Source organism: Alterirhizorhabdus solaris, from assembly GCF_007785815.1.
In the GTDB taxonomy this organism is placed as follows: domain Bacteria; phylum Pseudomonadota; class Alphaproteobacteria; order Sphingomonadales; family Sphingomonadaceae; genus Alterirhizorhabdus; species Alterirhizorhabdus solaris.
Window position 1 is genome coordinate 1 of the sequence record NZ_VNIM01000094.1, and the last position, 15,792, is coordinate 15,792.

The window sequence follows — 15,792 nt, forward strand, 5'->3', positions numbered from 1 at the left end:
GAGGAGGCGGGAGTGTCTGAGTTTGGTGGAAAGCGGAAGTTCACCTTTGGCTAAACGCCCGATGCCGCGATGCCGACGCTCAACAACGCCATAGCCAACATCGACAGCGCGCCTGCAAGCGCGAACAAACCCCAAACGCCATTCGCGGGCTTCGGCCCTTTGAAATCCGATCTGATCTTCACGACACAGTAGATCGCGTTCCAAACCAGCAGCACGAAAGTGACGACCAACCAGAAGATCATGGGGGAGGGGTAGCAGTTTGTCGCGAACGTCCGGAACTGGGCGTTTCGGCCTGACCGTTTTCGGAGGCTCGCTGATCTCGAACGGCGATAGTTGGTGGTTAGCTGCCGTTCACAACAGATGGTTTCAGCGCGGTTCTTCCCGGCCGAAGCCGGATCGCTCCCCAAGCAGCACCCGCCGCGAGCAGCCAGTAGATGACGATATTGACGCCTACGCCAGACAGCAGATACGCTCCAACGCTCATCGGTAGTGTTGTCCATCCAGATGGATATGCATAGCACTCCGTCCACTCGCCCCGCCAGAATGAGAGGACAAGACGGTCGACGGGAGCCCTCTTGAAAGACGGATCGCAGTCGAACGGAGTTTTTACCGAAGATTGAATAAGAGGGCCGGCCCCGTTTTTCTCCCGCCAACCGCCGAGTTCGCTCGCTAGTAGACGTCCATTACTGTCAACATGAGCTGCGGCTGCCTTGAATTGCTGATAGTAGGCCCGGTCTTTCGCTGCTTGCGATGGAAGCATGATCGGCATCGTCGTGCCAATCAGCACAAACGCAATCGCAATAAGACCGAGCAGCAAGCAAAAGATCATCCGCATGTATCGGCTCCCGCGCATGAGATGCCGATTGTCACGAATGTCGCCTATTGGGCGTTTGCAGACATCCCCTCGTCATCACTTCGCCTCACACCGCCAGCTTGGGCGGCGGCACCGAGCGGGGGCCGAGGGCGAGCTGGAAGTAGCCTACGTTGCGCCATGCGCCGTGCTTGAAGCCGATGCCCTCCATCACCCCCACCTGCGTAAAATCCTGCTTCTCGTGGAAGCGGGTGCTTTCGGGGTTGGGCACGGTGATGACGGCGATGGCGGAGACGAAGCCGCGATCGGCCAGATCGTCCAGCAGCGCCTCGTACAGCGGGCGACCCGCGCCGGTGCGGCGCGCGTCGGTGGCGAGGTAGATGGCGGTCTCCACCGTCCAGCGATAGGCGGCGCGCGGGTGGTAGGGGCGGCCATAGGCGTAGCCGACGATCCGCCCGTGGCGCTCCGCCACCAGCCATGGATAGGCGGGCACCACGGCGGCGATCCGCGCCGCCATCTCGGCGGCGTCGGGCGCGACTTCCTCGAAGGTCGCGACGCCGTGCTCGACATAATGCGCGTAGATCGCGGCGATGGCGGGCGCGTCGTCGGTGGTCGCGGGGCGGATCGCGAGGCTCACGGGCGGGCCAGCCATTCGGCGGCGAGGCCGATCATGCCGGTGTCATGCCCGCGCGGCGCGGCGGCGGCCGGACATTCGAGGCACATCACCTGGATCGCCGGCCCGTCGGCGATGGCGCCCACGCCGAGGATCGCGCGGCGCAACGCCGCCACCGGCCTGGCGGCGGCGCGGGAAAAGGCGTCGGTCGGGCCGCTCTCGCCGCGTTCGCTGGTGAGGTCACCGATGATCTGGCTCAGCATCGTCGGCTGCTTCTCGATATCGCGGACCGAGACTTTCGCCGGATCCAGCTTCGCCCGCCGCGCCGCCTCGGCGATGGCCACGTCCAGCCCGCCATAGGCATCGACCAGGCCGATACCGCGCGCGGTGCTGCCCGCCCACACGCGCCCCTGCGCGATCTGGTCGACACGGGCGACGGGCAGGTGGCGGGAGGCGGCGACGAGGCCGGTGAAGCGGCCATACACGTCGGTGATGCCCGCCTGCAGCAGCCGGTCGAACTCGGGCGAGGTGCCGCGCAGCAGGTCCGGCTCGCCGGAGAGCGGCGTCGTCTTCACCCCGTCCGCCGACAGGCCCAGCTTGGCGAGCGTACCCTTGAAGGTGGGCAGCAGGCCGAACACGCCGATCGATCCGGTGATGGTGGAAGGTTCGGCAAAGATGCGGTCGGCCGGGGTGGAGACCCAATAGCCGCCCGATGCCGCCACCGCGCCCATCGACACGACCACCGGCAGCCCCTTCCGCTTCGCCTCGAGGATGGCAGTGCGGATGCGTTCGGAGGCGGTCACCGAGCCGCCGGGGGAATCGACGCGGACGACCAGCGCCTTGATCCGGTCCTTGGCCAGCTCGTCCAGCAACAGCGCGGCGATCGTCTCGCCGCCGGCGGTGCCGGGGGGCGCCTCGCCGTCCACGATGGTGCCGGCGATCGTCAGCACGCCCACCTGCGGCCCACCGCTGCGTTCCGGATGCGCCGCCAGCCAGCGGTCGAGCGGGATCGCGGCATAGGCGCCGGCCTGCTTGTCGGTGCCCTTGCCGGCGAGCTCGGCCACGCGCCGTCCGAACGCGATACGATCGCCCAGCCGGTCGACCAGCCCCGCCATCTCCGCCGCGCGCGCCATGCCGCCGCCCGCCGCCGTCATCGCGGCCTCGGGATCGGCGATATAGCCCGCCAGCCGCGCCTTCGGCCGCGCAGCACCTACATCCGCGCGCCACGCCGCCCACAGCGAATCGGCCAGCGCCTGCGCGGCGGCTTTCGCGGCGGGGGATTGATCGGTGCGGATGAACGGCTCCACCGCCGACTTGAACTGGCCGACGCGATAGACCTTCGTCTCCACCCCCAGCTTGTCGAGCAGACCCTTGTAATAGAGGTTCGCACCGCCCGGCCCGGTCAGCAGCACCGCGCCGAACGGATCGAGCCACAGCTCGCTGGCGTGGGCGGCCAGCTGGTAGCCGTCGTCGGTATAGCCGGTTGCGAAGGCGAGCACCGGCTTGCCCTTCGCCCGCACGCGATCGACCGCGCGCGCCGCCTCGGCGATCGTCGCCTGCCCGCCACCGGTGAAGCGATCGAGTTCGAGCACGACCACCTTCACCGAGGCATCGGTCGCCGCGCCGTCGATCGCACGGATCACGTCGCGCAGGCGGTACTCGCGCGTCACCGGATTTCGCCCGGCGATGGCGGTGAACGGATCGGTCTGTGCCGGCTGCTCCACCAGCTGCCCGTCCAGATCGACCAGCAGCGCCCCGCTGCCCGGCACGCGCGGATTGGGCGAGAAGGAGAGGGCGGCGAACAGCACGCCGAAGAAGAGCAGCATCGCGAGCAGCACCAGCCCGTCCTTGATGCCGACGAGAAGCCGCCAGAGGCCGCGTACTATCCGCATGATCGGTTTTCGCCTTCGGGGGAGGGGGCGCCCGCCTGCCACGGGTTCTCCTGCGGCTTTAGCGGCTTGGCCGCCCGGTTCAAGCGACGAGCGGGGTGGCGGTGCGCGTCGTGCGTGGCTATTCGGGCGGCGTCCGCGCAAGAGTCGGCGGCAGGGAGGCGGGATGATGGCCGAAGAGATCGTCGTGGAGCGTTTCACGCCCCCGCCGCGCGACGCGAACGACCCGCCGCCGCCCAGCTCCGCGTTGATTCCCAAGCGGACGCTGGTGCTGCGGCTGGGGCGCAAGCTGCAACCGTGGGTGAACGACCTGATCGTGCGGCAGTCGAAGATCGGCAACGATCCGTTTCCCGACCAGCGCCACTTCCCGTGGATCAGGATGCTGGAGGAAAATGCCGAGGTGATCCGCACCGAGGCGCGTGCGGCGCTCGGCGACCTGAACGCGGTGCCCTCGCTTGCCGAAGTGTCGCCCGATCATCGCCGCATTGCGCCGGCGGGCAAGTGGCGCTCGCTGTTCCTCGTCGGCTACGGCTATCGCCACGAGGGCAACTGCGCGGCCTGCCCGAAGACGGCGGCGCTGGTCGCCCGGGTGCCGGGGCTGAACTCCGCCTTCTTCTCGGTGCTGGTGCCGGGCACACACCTGCCGCCGCACACCGGCGTCACCAAGGCGTTCCTCACCAGCCATCTGGGCATCGAGGTGCCGCGCGAGGCGGAAATGTGCCGGATGCGGGTGGTGAACAAGGTGGTTCACTGGGAACGCGACAAGGTGCTGCTGTTCGACGACTGTTTCGAGCATGAGGTGCTGAACGAGACGGACGAGACCCGCGTGGTGTTGCTGGTGCAGGTGAAACGGCCGGTGCGGCTGTGGGGGCGGATCGTCGGCGGATTGTTCCTTTGGGGGGTCAAGCGCTCGCGCTTCGTCCAGGAGGCGCGGCGCGGCGTGCAGAACTGGAAGCCGGACGCCTGAACCGCCGGCCCCGCCACGGCCGGCCCCGCTGCTGCCACGCCCCGGCAACATTTTGCTGGCAGGCGTTCTTGACAGCACCACCTTGCGAAAACATATCCGGCGCGTCGCTGGCACTCTCGGGCAGGGAGTGCTAAACGGCACAGGTTCATCGCGCCGGATCCCCCCGGCCGCCCGGTTCGGGCGGCGGCTTCCGGCGCCCATAGCAGGAGGCACCTGAATGAGTTTCCGCCCGTTGCACGACCGCGTGCTGGTTCGCCGCGTCGAAGCCGAAGAGAAGACCGCCGGCGGGATCATCATCCCCGACACCGCCAAGGAAAAGCCGCAGGAAGGCGAAGTCGTCGCCGCCGGCACCGGGCTGCGCGCCGACGATGGCAAGCTGACCCCGCTGGACGTGAAGGCCGGCGACAAGATCCTGTTCGGCAAGTGGTCCGGCACGGAAGTGAAGATCAATGGTGAGGACCTGCTCATCATGAAGGAAAGCGACATCCTCGGGATCGTCGGCTGACCTTTCGCACTTCTTCTCCCGTTTCAAACTAAGGAAAACATATCATGGCAGCGAAAGACGTACGTTTCTCGCGCGACGCTCGTGAGCGCATCCTGCGCGGCGTCGACATCCTCGCCGACGCGGTGAAGGTCACGCTCGGGCCGAAGGGCCGCAACGTGGTGATCGACAAGTCGTTCGGCGCCCCGCGCATCACCAAGGACGGCGTCACCGTCGCCAAGGAGATCGAGCTGAAGGATAAGTTCGAGAACATGGGCGCGCAGATGCTGCGCGAAGTGGCCTCGAAGACCAACGACGTCGCCGGCGACGGCACCACCACCGCCACCGTGCTCGCCCAGGCGATCGTGCGTGAGGGCATGAAGTCGGTCGCGGCCGGCATCAACCCGATGGACCTCAAGCGCGGCATCGACCTTGCGGTCGAGAAGGTCGTGACCGATCTCAAGTCGCGTTCGCGTCCGGTTTCCGGCACCAAGGAAGTCGCACAGGTCGGCATCATCTCGGCCAACGGCGACACCGTCGTCGGCGAGAAGATCGCTGAAGCGATGGAGCGCGTCGGCAAGGAAGGCGTCATCACCGTCGAGGAGGCCAAGGGTCTCGATTTCGAGCTGGACGTCGTCGAAGGCATGCAGTTCGACCGCGGCTACCTGTCGCCGTACTTCGTGACCAACCCGGAGAAGATGACGGTCGAGCTTCAGGATCCCTATATCCTGATCCATGAGAAGAAGCTGTCGAACCTGCAGGCGATGCTCCCGATCCTGGAAGCCGTCGTCCAGTCGGGCCGTCCGCTGCTCATCATCGCCGAGGACATCGAGGGCGAGGCGCTCGCCACGCTCGTGGTGAACAAGCTGCGTGGTGGCCTCAAGGTCGCCGCCGTCAAGGCGCCGGGCTTCGGCGATCGCCGCAAGGCGATGCTGGAGGACATCGCGATCCTGACCAAGGGCGAGATGATCTCCGAGGATCTCGGCATCAAGCTCGAGAGCGTCACCATCGACATGCTCGGCACCGCCAAGCGCGTGACGATCGACAAGGACAACACCACGATCGTCGATGGTGCCGGTGATGGCGAGAGCATCAAGGGCCGCGTCGAGGCGATCCGTCGCCAGATCGAGAACACCACCAGCGACTATGACAAGGAGAAGCTCCAGGAGCGTCTTGCCAAGCTCGCCGGCGGCGTCGCGGTCATCAAGGTCGGCGGTTCCACCGAAGTCGAGGTCAAGGAGCGCAAGGATCGCGTCGACGACGCGCTGCACGCGACCCGCGCGGCCGTCGAAGAAGGCATCGTCCCCGGCGGCGGCACCGCGCTGCTGTATGCGACGAAGGCGCTCGAAGGCCTCAAGGGCCAGAACGACGACCAGACCCGCGGCATCGACATCATCCGCAAGGCGCTCTACGCGCCGGTCCGCCAGATCGCGCAGAACGCCGGTCATGACGGTGCGGTGATCTCGGGCAAGCTGCTCGAAGGCAACGACCCCGATCTGGGCTTCAACGCGCAGACCGACCAGTATGAGAACCTCGTCTCCGCCGGCGTAATCGATCCGACCAAGGTCGTTCGCACCGCGCTGCAGGACGCGGCCTCGGTCGCCGGCCTGCTCATTACCACGGAAGCGGCCATCTCGGACGCGCCCGAGGACAAGGCCGGTGCCGGCGCGGGCGGCATGCCCGGCGGCATGGGTGGAATGGGCGGCATGGGCGGCATGGACTTCTAAGCCGCAGCGGGGCTGGGGGCAGCGATGCCTCCGGACTCCCGCAAGGCCGGCCGGCGGGTCGGTGGCGGCAAGCCATCGATCCCGTCCGACGAGGGCGCGGGCTTTGCCCGTGCCGGCCGACAGTCCGCCATTCAGGCACAAGAGAAGGGCCGGGGAGCGATCCCCGGCCCTTTCTCTGTCCGATGCACCGGATGGGGTGTCATCGCTTCGGCCCGATCCTCGGAAACGTCGGTTTGTCCGATGATCGTGCGCGATCACGCCCGAGAAACATCGGCGAGTGGCACCGAAATGCCGTCCCGAAGGACGGTGCCAGTCTCTACGATCGACCTCTGCATTCGGCGCGGTCTGCGGCGTCATTCAACGGCTGATCAAGACTTGGAGTCAGTCGTTTAGTTTCCGCCGGGTCCAGACTGATCCATCCGCGCACACCCTTATGTCGAGCGAAGTCGAGACACGGAGGAATAGGCGCGTGACGGCCCCTCGACTTCGCTCGGGGTATGGGGGTAGCCGTTTGGCGCTACCTGCGGCGACGCTTGCGACAGGTTCAGCCTCGCCTTGGCCCCTCTACAGAACGCGCGTCCGGCATCCCGCGTTACATCGCATTCCCGCCGCTCGCGCTGCCCACCGTATTGCTTTCGGTTTCAAGCGCCATGTTCGACGGCGCGGCAAGCCCGTCGGACGGCAGGTCCTCCACCGTATTGCCGTCAGCCACCGCCTCGTCGCCGGCGACGACGGCCGTGTTGCCGGCGTCCTTCGCACCGTCGCATCCGGCCATCAGCAGGAAGGTGGCGGCGAGGGTGAGGGGGATCGATCGGGTCATGCGGCGCTCCTGCGTGACGGTGATTGCAACCAGCCAAACGCGACACGAACGAAAAGGGGCCGCGTCCTGACGACGCGACCCCTTCCGATCGATGATCCGGCCGGCGCGGGAAAACCTGCGCCGATCGTCATTACATCGCGTGGTTGCCGGCTTCGGCCATCGCGCCGTTGGCGACACCGGCGTCGGTGGCGACGGCGTTGTCGAGGGCGGCGCCGGCGGCGTCGACGGCGTTCTCGGTGGTGGCGTTGATGTCGGCAACGGCCTCATCGACGGCGACGTTGGTCTCGACGGTGTTCATCTCGACGGTGTTCGACTCGGCGGCCGGCTTCTCGCTGCAAGCGGCGAGGCCGAGCGAAGCGGCGGCGATGAGCGACAGGGCAAAGATCTTCTTCATGGGATTACCTTCCTAGCAGGGAAACGTAGATGACGCGGTACGCCATTATTGCGATCGGGCGTGTTCCCCCCGAAACCAGCGCGGCCGCCAATAGCCAAGATTGGTGCGCTGCGCAATGTCGATTGATACGGTAGGGATTACTTGTCCGGGGACACCTGCGGCGGGGTGGTCGGCGCGCCGGTGATCGGCGCGCCAGGTGCGGCCTCTCCGGGCTGGCTGGCTTCCTCGGCCTGCTGCGCCTTGATGTCGGCCACCGCTGCATCGAGCGAGGCATCGCTGCCGGCGCCACCCGCCGCATCGCCCGGTCCGGCCGGCGGGATCGCCGCGGCATCCCCGTCCTGATCGAGAATCGCGGCGCGACGGCGCTGGAGATAGGCGGACTTGACGGTCGCGTAGGAGTCGAGGCTGCCGGCGAGCAGGCCGTCGGCGCCCGAGTCCGTCAGGTCCGAACGCAGGCTGACGATCTCTGCCCCTTGCGCGGCGAGCTGCTGGGTGTTGGTGAGGCCGCATTGGCGCAGGCACACGCGGTAGGGATCGCCGAACTGCGCCAGCCCCATGCCCACGCCGTCGCGCAGGGTGGACGGGCCGAGGATCGGCAGGACCAGATACGGCCCGCCGTTCACGCCCCAGCGCGCCAGCGTCTGGCCGAAATCCTCGGGCGAATCCTTCAGGCCCATCTTCGTCGCGTGATCGGCCAGCCCGCCCACGCCGATCGTGGTGTTCACCACGAAACGGCCGAGATTGGTGAAGGCGCGGTCGGGCTTGCCCTGCAACAGGTTGTTGATCGCCGACCACGGCTCCGACAGGTTGGACAGGATGCGCGAGAGACCACGGCGCGCGGGGCGCGGCGTGACGGTGCGGTACACGCCCGACACGGGCTTGAGCACCACCTTGTCGACGCCCTGATTGAAGCCCCACATCACCCGGTTGAAGCCCTGCAACGGATCGCGCTCGGCCAGCCGGTCGGTGCCGGGGGTGGTCGCGCAACCGGCCAGCAATGCGAAAGTAGCGAGCGGAACCAGTGCGCGCATGAAGAACCCCGTCGTCTTGGCCCGTATTCCGGGCCGATTTTCCTTGCCCGGCGCGTGCCATAGCCCCCTGTGCCGCACAAGCTGCTTGACGGATATAAAGATTTCTTTATATCTCGAAGTCCAATGGAACGCACGCTCGACATCTTCCGCGCGCTCGCCGATCCGACCCGGTTCCGGATCGTCGCGCTGCTGCGCGCGATGGACCTCTCGGTCGGCGAACTGGCGCAGGTGCTGGGCCAGAGTCAGCCGCGTGTCTCGCGCCATGTCAAGATCCTGGCGGACGCCGGGCTGGCCGATCGCCGCAAGGAGGGGAGCTGGGTGTTCCTGGGCCTCGGCGATCCGCGCCGGGTGGGGCCGCTGCTCGCCGCCGTCGATGCGTGGGGCGCCGAGGGCGAGGACGATGGCACCACCGCGGCCGACATCGCCCGGCTCGCCGCCGTGCGCGCGGGCCGCGCCGTCGCCGCCGAGGAGTATTTCGAGGCGCATGCCGGCCAGTGGGATGCCATCCGCTCGCTCCACGTCGCCGAGAGCGAGGTGGAGGCGGCGATCGACCGGCTGCTGGGTGAGGCGCCGATCGGCCGGCTGGTTGACGTTGGCACCGGCACCGGCCGCATGATCGAGCTGTTCGGGGCGCGTGCGGCCACCGCGATCGGGGTGGACCGCAGCCCGGCGATGCTGCGGATCGCCCGGTCCAAGCTCGATGCGGCGGGGCAGGGCGGCGGCGGGCTGGCCCGTGCCGAGCTGCGGCAGGGCGACATGTATGCGCTGCCGCTGCCGGCGCGCATGGCCGATCTGGTGATCCTGCATCAGGTGCTGCATTACGCGCAGCAGCCGGCGGCGGCGATCGCCGAGGCGGCGCGGCTGCTGGCATCGGGCGGGCGGCTGCTGATCGTCGATTTCGCGGCCCACGACCACGAGATACTGCGCAATCGGGACGCGCACGCGCGGCTCGGCTTCGACGACGCGCAGATCGCCGCGTGGTTCGCGGCGGCGGGGCTGGCGGGCGATCCGGTGGAACGGCTGGATGGCAGCGAGCTGACGGTGAAACTCTGGCTCGGGCGGCGCCCGGGCGAAACGGCCTTCAAGGTGCCCGCAGCGGCAATCGAGGAATTCGCGGCATGACCTTCTCCCTCACCCAGCTCGAAGAAGCGCGGCGCGCGCTCGATGCGCCGCTGTTCGCCGACCTTGCCGGCGATGCCGCGGTGTCGTTCGAATTCTTCCCGCCGAAGACGGCGAAAATGGAGGAGACGCTGTGGGGCGCGATCGAGACGCTGGCGCCGCTCGCCCCGCAGTTCGTCTCCGTCACCTACGGCGCGGGCGGATCGACGCGCGAGCGCACGCACGCCACCGTCGCCCGCATCGCGCGCGAGACGGACATTCCGGCCGCCGCCCACCTCACCTGCGTGGGCGCATCGAAGGGCGAGATCCTCGATGTGGCACGCGAATATTGGGAGGCGGGGGTGCGCCACATCGTCGCGCTGCGCGGCGACCCGGCCGAGGCGGGGATGCCCTATGCCTCGCACCCGGAAGGCTTCCGCAACGCCGCCGATCTGGTGGCCGGGCTCCGGACGGTGGCACCGTTCGAGATTTCGGTCGCCGCCTATCCCGAGAACCACCCGGATTCGGCCGACGAGCAGGCCGACATCGACAATCTGAAAGCCAAGATCGACGCGGGCGCGCACCGGGCGATCACCCAGTTCTTCTTCTCGCCCGAGGCCTTCTTCCGCTTCCGCGACCGCGCGGCGGCGGCGGGGATCGAGGCCGAGATCGTGCCCGGCATCCTGCCCGTCTCGAACGTGGCGCAGACGCGCAAGTTCGCCGGGCTGTGCGGCGCCGCCATCCCGCCGTGGATGGACCGCCTGTTCGAGGGGCTGGACGCCCATCCCGCCGCGCGCCAACTGGTCGCCGCGACGGTGTCGGCCGAGATGTGCCGCCGGCTGTATGCGGGCGGCGTGCGCCACTTCCATTTCTACACGCTCAACCGGGCCGAGCTGGCCTATGCGATCTGTCACCTGCTGGGGAAGCGCCCGGTGCCGGTGGCGGCGCGCGAGACGGTGGCGGCGTGATTCTCATCAGTCACTTATCCCGAGCGAAGTCGAGGGACTGGCCGAGCGAAGCCGAGGACTCCCCCACGCTGGCTCGACTATCGCTCGAAGGCGTACCTCGACTTCGCTCGGTAAAAGGTAAGAAGATATGACCACCACAGTCGCCGATCGCTTCCGCACCGAAGCCGCCAAGCGCATCCTCGTGACGGACGGCGCGTTCGGCACGATGATCCAGAACTACCGGCTGACCGAGGCCGACTATCGCGGCCATCTGGACACCGGGTTTGACCAGAAGGGCAATAACGACCTGCTCGTCATCACCATGCCGCACGTGATCGCCGAGATCACCGAGGCGTATCTCGATGCCGGGTCGGATATCGTCTCCACCAACACGTTCAACGCCAACCGGGTGAGCCAGGCCGATTATGGCGCGGAGCATCTGGTGCGTGATCTGAACATGGCCGCCGCCCACATCGCCCGCGACGCCGCCGACACCGCCGAGGCCAAGGACGGCCGGCCGCGTTTCGTGGCCGGCGCGATCGGACCGACGAACAAGACGCTGTCGCTGTCGCCCGACGTGAACGATCCCGGCTTCCGCGCGATCGATTTCGACGAGCTGAAGGACGTGTACCGCGAGCAGATCGACGCGCTGCTGGACGGCGGGGTGGATTTCATCCTGATCGAGACGATCTTCGATACGCTGAACGCCAAGGCTGGAATCATGGCGGTGCTGGAGGCGGGCGAGGCGCGCGGGCAGGATATCCCGATGATGATCTCGATGACCGTCACCGACATGTCCGGTCGCAACCTTTCGGGCCATTCGGTCGAGGCGTTCTGGGCGGCGATCCGCCACGCCAGGCCGATCACTGTGGGGCTGAACTGCTCGTTCGGCGCGCCGCAGCTGCGGCCGCACGTGGTGGCGCTGTCCGCGATCGCGGACACGCTCATCATGGTCTATCCCAACGCCGGCCTGCCCAACGATCTGGGCGCCTACGACGAGGAGCCGGACACGACGGCGGGCTTCATCCGCGAGTGGGTGGATACCGGCCTCATCAACGTGATCGGCGGCTGCTGCGGCACCACCCCCGGGCATATCGCGGCGATGGCGCGCACCGTGCGGGGCCATGCCCCGCGCGTGCCGGCCAGCCCGCCGGTGCAGACGATGCTGGCCGGGCTGGAGCCGATGATCCTGGCGGCGTAATTACGGCAGCGTCATCCCGGTGTACGCCGGGATCTCGTCGAATGTGGCACCCGGCCTCGCGGAGATCCCGGCGTTCGCCGGGATGACGTATAGGGCGGGGTGATAAATCAAGAAGGTAAGCAGTACGTGGCCACCGCACCGATCCTCCCGACCGACGACGACACGCCCGCCGTCAGCCGCGCCTCCTTCGTCAACATCGGCGAGCGGACGAACGTGACCGGATCGGCCATGTTCAAGAAGCTCATCATGGCGGGCGACTATACCAAAGCGGTGGAGGTCGCGCGCCAGCAGGTAGAGAACGGCGCGCAGATCGTCGACGTGAACATGGACGAGGGGCTGCTCGACGCCGAGTTCGCCATGACCACCTTCCTCAAGCTGATCGCCGCCGAGCCGGATATCGCGCGCGTGCCGATCATGGTCGATTCGTCCAAGTGGAGCGTGATCGAGGCGGGGCTGAAGTGCGTCTCGGGCAAACCGATCGTCAACTCGATCAGCATGAAGGAGGGCGAGGAGGCGTTCCTCGGCCTCGCGCGCAAGTGCCGCGCCTATGGCGCCGCCGTGGTGGTGATGGCGTTCGACGAGGTGGGGCAGGCCGACACGCGCGAGCGCAAGGTGGAGATCTGCTCGCGCGCCTACGATCTGCTGGTGGGTGACGGGTTCGAGCCGCAGGACATCATCTTCGACCCGAACATCTTCGCGGTCGCCACCGGCATCGACGAGCATCGCCGCTACGCGATCGACTTCATCGAGGCGTGCCGCGACATTCGCGTGCGCTGCCCCCGCGCGCACATCTCGGGCGGTGTCTCCAACCTGTCGTTCAGCTTCCGCGGGAACGAGCCGGTGCGGCGCGCGATGCACAGCGTGTTCCTGTTCCACGCCATCCAGGCCGGGCTGGACATGGGCATCGTCAATGCCGGCCAGCTCGACGTGTACGACACGATCGATCCGGAATTGCGCGAGGCGTGCGAGGATGTGATCTGGGACCGGCGCGAGGATGCGACCGATCGCCTCATCACGCTCGCCGAGAAGTTTCGCGGCACCGATGCGGTGGCGGAGAAGCAGGCCGAGGAGTGGCGCTCCTGGCCGGTGGTGAAGCGGCTGGAACATGCGCTGGTCAAGGGGCTGGACGCGTTCGTCGTCGAGGACACCGAGGAGGCGCGGCAGGGCTTCGCGCGGCCGATCGAGGTGATCGAGGGGCCGTTGATGGACGGCATGAACGTGGTCGGCGACCTGTTCGGCGCGGGCAAGATGTTCCTGCCGCAGGTGGTGAAATCGGCGCGCGTGATGAAGAAGGCGGTGGCCCACCTGCTGCCCTTCATCGAGGCCGCCAAGGAGCAGGGCGCGCGCGCCAAGGGCCGCATCATCATGGCGACCGTGAAGGGCGACGTGCACGATATCGGCAAGAACATCGTCGGCGTCGTGCTCCAGTGCAACGGCTATGAGGTGATCGATCTGGGCGTGATGGTGCCGTGGACGACCATTCTGCAATCGGCCGCCGACAACGACGTGGACATGATCGGCCTCTCCGGCCTCATCACCCCCTCGCTGGACGAGATGGTGACGGTGGCGGCCGAGATGAAGCGGCAGGGCATGACGATGCCGCTGCTGATCGGCGGGGCGACGACCTCCAAGGTCCACACCGCGCTCAGGATCGAGCCGGCGTATGACGGGCCGGTCGTGCATGTGCTGGACGCCAGCCGCGCGGTGGGCGTCGCCTCCACGCTGATGAGCGATACGCAGCGCGACGCCTTCGTGGAGAAGACGGCGGGCGAGTATGAGGCGCTGCGCGTCGCGCGCGCCAGCAAGGGGCAGAACGAGCTGGCGACGCTGGCCGAGGCGCGGGCCAACGCCTTCGTGATCGATCCGGCGATGCAGCCGCCCGCGCCGAAGCAGCCGGGCGTCCACGTGTTCGACGCATGGGATCTGGCCGACCTGCGCGAGACGATCGACTGGACGCCCTTCTTCCGCGCGTGGGAGCTGGCGGGCAACTACCCCGCGATCCTCGACGACAAGATCGTGGGCGAAAGCGCGCGCAGCCTGTTCGCCGACGCGCAGGAGATGCTCGACCGGATCATCGCCGAGAAATGGCTGACCGCGCGCGGCGTGGCGGGCCTGTGGCCGGCGCGGCGCGAGGGCGACGACATCGTCGTGACCGGCGATGCCGGCGATGTGCGCTTGCCCATGCTGCGCCAGCAGATCAAGAAGCGCGAGGGCCGGGCCAACATGTGCCTCGCCGATTTCATCGCGCCGCAGGACGACTGGTTCGGCGGCTTCGCGGTGGGCATCCACGGCATCGACCCGCACATCGCGCGCTTCAAGGCCGAGCATGACGACTATCGCGACATCCTGCTCAAGGCGCTGGCCGACCGGCTGGCCGAGGCGTTCGCCGAGAAGCTGCACGCGCATGTCCGCACGACCCTGTGGGGCTATGCCGAGGGCGAGCAGCTGACCAACGAGGCGCTGATCCGCGAGCAGTATCGCGGCATCCGCCCCGCGCCCGGCTATCCGGCGTGCCCCGATCACAGCCTGAAGCCGATCCTGTTCGATCTGCTGAACGCGACCGATGCGACCGGCCTGACGCTGACCGAGAGCTTCGCGATGCTGCCGACCGCGGCGGTTTCGGGCTTCTACTTCGGCCACCCGCAGAGCGAGTATTTCGGCGTCGCCCGCGTCGGCCGTGACCAGCTTGAGGATTACGCCGCGCGGCGGGATGCCGATCTCGACACGGCGGAGCGGTGGCTGCGGCCCAACCTGGACTGAGCGGGGGAGGGCGGCGGCCGCCACAAAGCGGACATCGGCACGCAATCCGTCGCGCCGAGACGATGGGCATGGTCACTCTTGCCGTCAGCGAAAGCCCGATCCTCCTCGCCGCCACTGCGATCGCGGTGACGCTGGGCGGTGGTGCCGTGGGGCTGGCGATCGTCGCGATCCTCGCGGTGCGCGGCGAACGACGCGGGCACCGCTAGAACCGCGCTAGAATCCCTCGCCGATCCGGTTCCACCGCGTCGCGCCGGGCCACGTCCACGGCATGAGCCATCCCGCCGAGCCATCGGTGGAGAAGAAGGTCACCATCGCCCGCCCGACGAGGTTCTCCGCCGGCACGTAGCCGATGCCGCCGCCCGGTTCGGCCGGAAAGCGGCTGTCGGCGGAGCGGTCGCGGTTGTCGCCCATCAGGAAATAATGGTCCTCGGGCACCACGAACACCGGCGTATCGTCCGCCGGCGTGGTGCCGATATCGAGGACGTCATAGCTGCGGCCGCCCGGCAGCGTCTCGCGGTAGCGCGGGTAGCGGCACACCGCGCCGCCGTCCGCCGCCCGCGCCAGCCGGATGCGCAGGCCCGGCACGGGCCGGCACGGGCTGTTCGGGCTGACCGGATCGAGGAAATCGGCGACGCGCAGTTTCGGCACCGGCTCGCCGTTCAGGATCAGCCGGCCGCCGCGTATCTGAACCTGGTCGCCGGGCAGGCCGATCAGGCGCTTGATATAATCGGTGCGGTTGTCCCCCGGCGTCTTGAACACGATCACGTCGCCGCGCGCCGGTACCGCGCCCCCGATGCGCCCGTCGATCGGCGCGAGCGAGAAGGGAAAGCTGTGGCGCGACCAGCCGTAGGGCCACTTCGCGACGAACAGGTAATCGCCCACCAGCAGCCGGGGCAGCATCGACTCGGACGGGATGCTGAACGGCGCGGCGACGAGGCTGCGCAGCAGTATCGCGGCGATCATCAGGATCGCGAAGAAGCGCAGGTTCGCCGCGAGGCTGTCGTCGGCAGGGCGGCGGGGGCGGCGCTTGGCAGGCATAGCCGGGATTAGGGG

16 protein-coding genes are annotated in these 15,792 nt (G+C 67.9%); 8 read left to right on the plus strand and 8 right to left on the minus strand.

Annotated elements, in window-relative coordinates; translation table 11 throughout:
* Positions 1-50: 50 nt before the first annotated feature.
* From FOY91_RS17290 to sppA, 4 genes are all read right to left on the minus strand, one after another.
* Positions 51-242: a hypothetical protein gene (locus FOY91_RS17290; protein ID WP_145154627.1), complete on the minus strand. Its 192-nt coding sequence runs from the start codon at positions 240-242 to the stop codon at positions 51-53.
* A 98-nt stretch (positions 243-340) separates the two neighbouring features.
* Positions 341-835 (minus strand): hypothetical protein, encoded by a 495-nt coding sequence (locus tag FOY91_RS17295; RefSeq protein WP_145154629.1) that lies wholly within the window; start codon positions 833-835, stop codon positions 341-343.
* Positions 836-920: 85 nt separating this feature from the next.
* The gene (locus tag FOY91_RS17300; RefSeq protein ID WP_238995769.1) at positions 921-1,448 is read right to left on the minus strand and encodes a GNAT family N-acetyltransferase; all 528 of its coding nucleotides are present in this window, start codon (positions 1,446-1,448) and stop codon (positions 921-923) included.
* Positions 1,445-3,316, minus strand: coding sequence for a signal peptide peptidase SppA (gene sppA, locus FOY91_RS17305; protein ID WP_145154633.1), 1,872 nt, complete (start codon positions 3,314-3,316; stop codon positions 1,445-1,447). The genes FOY91_RS17300 and sppA overlap by 4 nt, the downstream gene beginning before the upstream one ends.
* Positions 3,317-3,482: 166 nt before the next feature.
* On the opposite strand from sppA, the gene FOY91_RS17310 reads away from it, so the two are divergent.
* From FOY91_RS17310 to groL, 3 genes are all read left to right on the plus strand, one after another.
* A complete protein-coding gene (locus FOY91_RS17310) occupies positions 3,483-4,280 on the plus strand; it encodes an aspartyl/asparaginyl beta-hydroxylase domain-containing protein (protein WP_145154652.1) in 798 nt (265 codons plus the stop codon).
* A gap of 217 nt (positions 4,281-4,497) precedes the next feature.
* A complete protein-coding gene (groES, locus tag FOY91_RS17315; protein ID WP_145154635.1) occupies positions 4,498-4,785 on the plus strand; it encodes a co-chaperone GroES in 288 nt (95 codons plus the stop codon).
* Between the two features lie 44 nt (positions 4,786-4,829).
* Positions 4,830-6,488, plus strand: coding sequence for a chaperonin GroEL (gene groL / locus FOY91_RS17320; protein WP_145154637.1), 1,659 nt, complete (start codon positions 4,830-4,832; stop codon positions 6,486-6,488).
* A gap of 592 nt (positions 6,489-7,080) precedes the next feature.
* On the opposite strand, the gene FOY91_RS17325 is transcribed toward groL, so the two are convergent.
* The 3 genes from FOY91_RS17325 to FOY91_RS17335 form a co-directional block, all read right to left on the minus strand.
* Positions 7,081-7,308 carry a hypothetical protein gene (locus FOY91_RS17325; protein WP_145154638.1) on the minus strand — a complete coding sequence of 76 codons (228 nt, stop codon included), beginning with the start codon at positions 7,306-7,308 and terminating at the stop codon, positions 7,081-7,083.
* 130 nt (positions 7,309-7,438) lie between these two features.
* On the minus strand, positions 7,439-7,702 hold the full coding sequence (locus FOY91_RS17330; RefSeq protein WP_145154640.1) for a substrate-binding domain-containing protein: 264 nt from the start codon (positions 7,700-7,702) through the stop codon (positions 7,439-7,441).
* 137 nt (positions 7,703-7,839) lie between these two features.
* Positions 7,840-8,733 carry an MlaA family lipoprotein gene (locus FOY91_RS17335; RefSeq protein ID WP_145154642.1) on the minus strand — a complete coding sequence of 298 codons (894 nt, stop codon included), beginning with the start codon at positions 8,731-8,733 and terminating at the stop codon, positions 7,840-7,842.
* 123 nt (positions 8,734-8,856) lie between these two features.
* Here FOY91_RS17335 and FOY91_RS17340 point away from each other — a divergent pair, with 123 nt between their 5' ends.
* The 5 genes from FOY91_RS17340 to FOY91_RS21785 all read left to right on the plus strand — a co-directional run bounded on the left by FOY91_RS17340 (position 8,857) and on the right by FOY91_RS21785 (position 14,945).
* The gene (locus FOY91_RS17340) at positions 8,857-9,855 is read left to right on the plus strand and encodes an ArsR/SmtB family transcription factor (protein WP_145154644.1); all 999 of its coding nucleotides are present in this window, start codon (positions 8,857-8,859) and stop codon (positions 9,853-9,855) included.
* The gene (metF, locus tag FOY91_RS17345; protein WP_145154646.1) at positions 9,852-10,799 is read left to right on the plus strand and encodes a methylenetetrahydrofolate reductase [NAD(P)H]; all 948 of its coding nucleotides are present in this window, start codon (positions 9,852-9,854) and stop codon (positions 10,797-10,799) included. The genes FOY91_RS17340 and metF overlap by 4 nt, the downstream gene beginning before the upstream one ends.
* Before the next feature lie 127 nt (positions 10,800-10,926).
* Positions 10,927-11,979, plus strand: a complete 1,053-nt coding sequence (locus FOY91_RS17350; protein WP_145154648.1) for a homocysteine S-methyltransferase family protein — start codon at positions 10,927-10,929, stop codon at positions 11,977-11,979.
* A 228-nt stretch (positions 11,980-12,207) separates the two neighbouring features.
* The gene (gene metH / locus FOY91_RS17355) at positions 12,208-14,739 is read left to right on the plus strand and encodes a methionine synthase (protein ID WP_238995770.1); all 2,532 of its coding nucleotides are present in this window, start codon (positions 12,208-12,210) and stop codon (positions 14,737-14,739) included.
* Positions 14,740-14,807: 68 nt separating this feature from the next.
* A complete protein-coding gene (locus tag FOY91_RS21785; RefSeq protein ID WP_162527266.1) occupies positions 14,808-14,945 on the plus strand; it encodes a hypothetical protein in 138 nt (45 codons plus the stop codon).
* Positions 14,946-14,952: 7 nt separating this feature from the next.
* Here FOY91_RS21785 and lepB read toward each other — a convergent pair whose 3' ends face one another.
* Positions 14,953-15,777: a signal peptidase I gene (gene lepB / locus FOY91_RS17360; protein ID WP_145154654.1), complete on the minus strand. Its 825-nt coding sequence runs from the start codon at positions 15,775-15,777 to the stop codon at positions 14,953-14,955.
* Positions 15,778-15,792 lie beyond the last annotated feature (15 nt).

Coding starts and splice junctions, on each gene's coding strand:
- FOY91_RS17290 (WP_145154627.1), bottom strand. CDS start 242: ATGATCTTCTGGTTGGTCGTCACTTTCGTGCTGCTGGTTTGGAACGCG.
- FOY91_RS17295 (WP_145154629.1), bottom strand. CDS start 835: ATGCGGATGATCTTTTGCTTGCTGCTCGGTCTTATTGCGATTGCGTTT.
- sppA (WP_145154633.1), bottom strand. CDS start 3,316: ATGCGGATAGTACGCGGCCTCTGGCGGCTTCTCGTCGGCATCAAGGAC.
- FOY91_RS17310 (WP_145154652.1), top strand. CDS start 3,483: ATGGCCGAAGAGATCGTCGTGGAGCGTTTCACGCCCCCGCCGCGCGAC.
- groES (WP_145154635.1), top strand. CDS start 4,498: ATGAGTTTCCGCCCGTTGCACGACCGCGTGCTGGTTCGCCGCGTCGAA.
- groL (WP_145154637.1), top strand. CDS start 4,830: ATGGCAGCGAAAGACGTACGTTTCTCGCGCGACGCTCGTGAGCGCATC.
- FOY91_RS17325 (WP_145154638.1), bottom strand. CDS start 7,308: ATGACCCGATCGATCCCCCTCACCCTCGCCGCCACCTTCCTGCTGATG.
- FOY91_RS17330 (WP_145154640.1), bottom strand. CDS start 7,702: ATGAAGAAGATCTTTGCCCTGTCGCTCATCGCCGCCGCTTCGCTCGGC.
- FOY91_RS17335 (WP_145154642.1), bottom strand. CDS start 8,733: ATGCGCGCACTGGTTCCGCTCGCTACTTTCGCATTGCTGGCCGGTTGC.
- FOY91_RS17340 (WP_145154644.1), top strand. CDS start 8,857: ATGGAACGCACGCTCGACATCTTCCGCGCGCTCGCCGATCCGACCCGG.
- metF (WP_145154646.1), top strand. CDS start 9,852: ATGACCTTCTCCCTCACCCAGCTCGAAGAAGCGCGGCGCGCGCTCGAT.
- FOY91_RS17350 (WP_145154648.1), top strand. CDS start 10,927: ATGACCACCACAGTCGCCGATCGCTTCCGCACCGAAGCCGCCAAGCGC.
- metH (WP_238995770.1), top strand. CDS start 12,208: ATGTTCAAGAAGCTCATCATGGCGGGCGACTATACCAAAGCGGTGGAG.
- FOY91_RS21785 (WP_162527266.1), top strand. CDS start 14,808: ATGGTCACTCTTGCCGTCAGCGAAAGCCCGATCCTCCTCGCCGCCACT.
- lepB (WP_145154654.1), bottom strand. CDS start 15,777: ATGCCTGCCAAGCGCCGCCCCCGCCGCCCTGCCGACGACAGCCTCGCG.